General features: G+C 38.0%; 3 protein-coding genes. All 3 read right to left on the bottom strand.

Annotated features, from left to right (window positions below):
• Nucleotides 1-556: 556 nt before the first annotated feature.
• Nucleotides 557-928 (bottom strand): DUF3244 domain-containing protein, encoded by a 372-nt coding sequence (locus tag ACT8YW_RS22085; protein ID WP_444107163.1) that lies wholly within the window; start codon nucleotides 926-928, stop codon nucleotides 557-559.
• Between the two features lie 126 nt (nucleotides 929-1,054).
• The gene (locus ACT8YW_RS22080) at nucleotides 1,055-2,719 is read right to left on the bottom strand and encodes a tetratricopeptide repeat protein (protein WP_444107162.1); all 1,665 of its coding nucleotides are present in this window, start codon (nucleotides 2,717-2,719) and stop codon (nucleotides 1,055-1,057) included.
• 180 nt (nucleotides 2,720-2,899) lie between these two features.
• Nucleotides 2,900-4,117, bottom strand: coding sequence for a methionine adenosyltransferase (gene metK / locus ACT8YW_RS22075; protein WP_444107161.1), 1,218 nt, complete (start codon nucleotides 4,115-4,117; stop codon nucleotides 2,900-2,902).
• Between the last annotated feature and the right edge of the window lie 2 nt (nucleotides 4,118-4,119).

Below are 4,119 nucleotides of genomic sequence, written 5' to 3'. Positions count from 1 at the left end.
TCTATCTTGGTACTGGAAGCGCTATATACGCATACGGAATTTATCTGGTTCATCTTCATCACTATCCATTATTATATCGAGAAGGCAAAATTACGAAAAAATTCCGTTATTCATATTCAACTTAATCAGAGATCATTTTTATCTCCACATTTATCTATCTTCATAAAAAAATCTTGGACTTCTTATTTTTAGAAGTCCAAGAGCCTTTCTCACAGAGAATACATCTATCACAGATTTCTCATCTACTAACAGGTGTATCACATTGTTGCTGAATGAACTTCATTATCCGAACTATAAAATCGTTCAAATACCCTACCAGTAGCAATCCAGCACACAATTAAAAAAGTGATTCTAATTTTACGTTTCAATATACCTTAATGGGCCTTTCACAAGGCTTATTAAGCCCACGAATAAAAGTTAACCGATTCTTTCCCCTTTCGGTCATCTAAATTGTCATTTCAGCAATGCGCCATATATTTCAGCAGCGGGGCTTCAACAGTTAATGATTTAGGTATATCATCTTATGTTAGTTGCAAATAATATATATTCCAAAAATTTAATCTAATTCAAAATCTCCGATAAAGGCTTCCTTCGGAAGTTGTATCTCCAAAGTATATTTACCTTTTTCTTCACCTGCAAGATCAATATAAACCTTATCTACATTTAAATCAGTAGATGTATAAACTACTTCTCCTGTCTCTGCATCCTTGATGGTAACAGTTACAGTAGGAACAGTAGAAAGAAGGTCAATAGACAACAATGAGTTTTCAATAAAAGCATCAGGAGTAACAGGGATAGACCGATGTTGTACCTCAGTTTTATTCTTTAGTCTGATTTGACGTGCAGATATCATTTCATGTGCAAAAGAAAACGTACTTACTTGAAGCAAGACAGTCAACAACAAAAAAGGTAAAAATTTAGCTTTCATAATAAATGGGTTTAAAATTTCGCTCCAAAAATACACAGATGAAGCAAAAGAAACGATTTTTATGTGGTAACAATGGTAACAGCCTTTCATTTAAAAGCAAAACAGACCTAGAGAAATCAATATATCTCACTGAATATCAACGCCAAACATGCGATCGAAAATTTGAGCATCCATTTTGTTCTTTATACGATTTTTACGGGTTTTAAGAGCATCTGATGTAGCATCCATTAACTCCATCATGACAGTTTTCGAACAACAAAGCAATGAAAGAACACAATAAAATATATCATCACCAGTTAAAGCCGGATAACGTTCCTTCAAATTCATCATCACATCAACAAATGCACTAGAAATTTCAGAACGTATCTCTTTTCTCAAACTACGCATCACCAATAGCTGTTTAGGAGTCGTTTTCTCTAATGCTTCCAATTGATCGTAACAATTAGTTGTTTTAAGTACAGATATACATAATTGAATTTGCTGCTCTGTTAACTTCGACCTTTTCTTATCTAGATCTTCTTTATTAGTTTCCGAGACCTCTTCCTCTTTGAGCAGCATAGTATCTACCCGATTTTGGGTCAATTCACGTTGTAATGCTATATAACGCTTTTTCCTTTTCCTATCATTCCACATAAAACAAAAGACACAAATAATCATTAAGAAAAAGAATACAGAAACCAAAGTAAAAACCAGCATGTTAGTATGTTCTGACAATAGCCTCTTATGTTCTTCTAATTGATGTTTATCCATAAGTCGATTGAGTTCTTCATTGTCATTCATAATCTGCATAGAATCATAAAGCACTCTATATGCATCCATATTTTCTGTCGCAATCTTCCATTCACCTCTTTTCTTTGCTATTTGATGCATTCCATCATAACAAACAGCCTTTCCATAAATATTAAGTTGGTCTATATTCTTACTAAAGAAATAACTGGCAGAATCAAGTTTATTCAAATTCAACATAATTTGAGCCTTTGACAAACAGACATTAACAGCATCATCCCCTTGCATAATCATTGCTTTCGATACATATTTATCTGCTTGAACATAATCTTTTTTTTCATTGTAAACCATAGCGAGGTCATGATAAAGAGCTCCTATCAAACTAGAGTCTTGCTCTGCTAATGCATAATCAAGAGCTTTTTGATAATACAACAATGCGCTATCCTTTTTATTTTGTAATAAACAAATACGTGCAATACCTCTCAATGGATATGTCTGCTGACTTCCCCCCTCTAATATTTGATAAGCTTGGCGATAAGCCTCAATCGCTATATCATACAAATCATCTTTTTCATAACAGTCCGCAAGATTATCATATATCATTGCCAAGAACTCATCCCTAACAGGCATCAACCGAATTGCCGTCAAATACTCGTCTACAGCAAATGAAGTATACCCCTTCTCACCATAGGTAGCTCCCCAATAATAATGAGCTTTTGCAGCACGTACACTTTTCTTCTTATCACCATAGTATTCAACAGCCGTTTTTATCAGCGAATCATCCTCTAAAGCAATATAATTTTTATGCCTTGCTTGCGTGAGCAATAGCGCATATAGTGCTCTGTCAGCACGTGGCAATTTCTGTGGGAAGGAAATTGATTCCAAAATAGATAATGCACTATCAGGATATATTTCCATCAATGAGTCAGCAGATAGTAGCAATGGACTCTTCACCGAAGAAGAGCAGGAAGATAGAGAAACAGACATCAGAATGCTACCTACGCTGACAAGTAAACTAAAGAACGCCAATAAATAGCGTTTAGAACAACAACATCTTGTTTTCATTAGGCAGTCTGTTTATTTACGGGTCAAAAGTAGCAAATTCCGGCAAAAGAAGATTAATATCCAAAAGACATTTATTTAAATATAACTTATTTAAAATCAAGAGCCACAACCTCATATCCTACTAAAAGGAGTTGAGATTGTGGCTCTTACCTAATGAGCTAAGCTCGCTTTCAAGCTATTTTACAGACCAAAAGCAGCCTTGATTTTATCTACGTAGTCGAGTTTCTCCCATGTAAAGAGTTCCACTTCCACAGTTTTGTCCCCTTCGTAGCGAGAGAAGAATTTCTTCGTTATCACTTGCGGTTCACGTCCCATGTGACCGTAAGCAGCTGTTTCCTGATAAATAGGATTACGAAGCTTCAGACGTTCTTCGATTGCTTTCGGGCGTAGATCGAACAACTGATCGATAACGCGGGCAATCTCACCATCCGTCATGTTAACATGGGAACGGCCATAAGTATCTACAAAAATATTGATCGGACGAGCCACACCGATAGCATAGCTCACCTGTACAAGCATTTCATCTGCTACACCTGCCGCAACCATATTCTTTGCGATATGCCGTGCTGCATAAGCTGCGCTACGGTCTACCTTGCTAGGATCTTTTCCGGAAAAAGCACCACCACCGTGAGCACCTTTACCACCATAAGTATCAACGATAATCTTACGACCTGTCAAACCGGTATCTCCGTGAGGACCACCAATTACGAACTTGCCCGTAGGATTCACATGATAAATGATTTTATCATTGAACAGCGCCAACACTTTATCGTGATGGATAGAAGCAATGACACGAGGCATCAGAATCTCGATCACATCACGGCGGATGATAGACAACATTTCTTCGTCAGCTTTCAGTTGAGCAGCTTGAGAGTCATCTTCCGGTTGGATAAAGTCATCATGTTGTGTAGAAACAACGATTGTATCGATACGGACAGGCGTTCCGTTGTCATCATATTCGATAGTAACCTGGCTTTTGGCATCGGGGCGGAGGTAAGTCATTACCTTTCCTTCACGACGGATGTCGGCCAGCACTTGCAGAATGCGGTGTGCCAAATCAAGAGAAAGCGGCATGTAGTTTTCCGTTTCATTGGTAGCATAACCAAACATCATTCCCTGGTCGCCTGCACCCTGTTCCATCGGATCCTGACGCTCTACACCACGGTTGATATCGGGGCTTTGCTCATGAATAGCAGAAAGTACACCACAAGAGTTGCTTTCGAACATGTACTCTCCTTTGGTATAACCGATTTTCTTAATCACTTCGCGTGCGATGAGTTGTAGGTCAACGTACGCTTTTGTTTTCACTTCACCCGCTAGCACCACTTGTCCGGTAGTCACTAGTGTTTCGCAAGCTACTTTCGAACTGGGGTCAAACGCCAACAGTTTATCAAGCACAG

The organism is Bacteroides sp. (assembly GCF_052357945.1).
Lineage (GTDB): Bacteria > Bacteroidota > Bacteroidia > Bacteroidales > Bacteroidaceae > Bacteroides.
The sequence above is the reverse complement of the archived record's forward strand: the minus strand, read 5'-3'. Positions and strand labels throughout refer to the sequence as shown.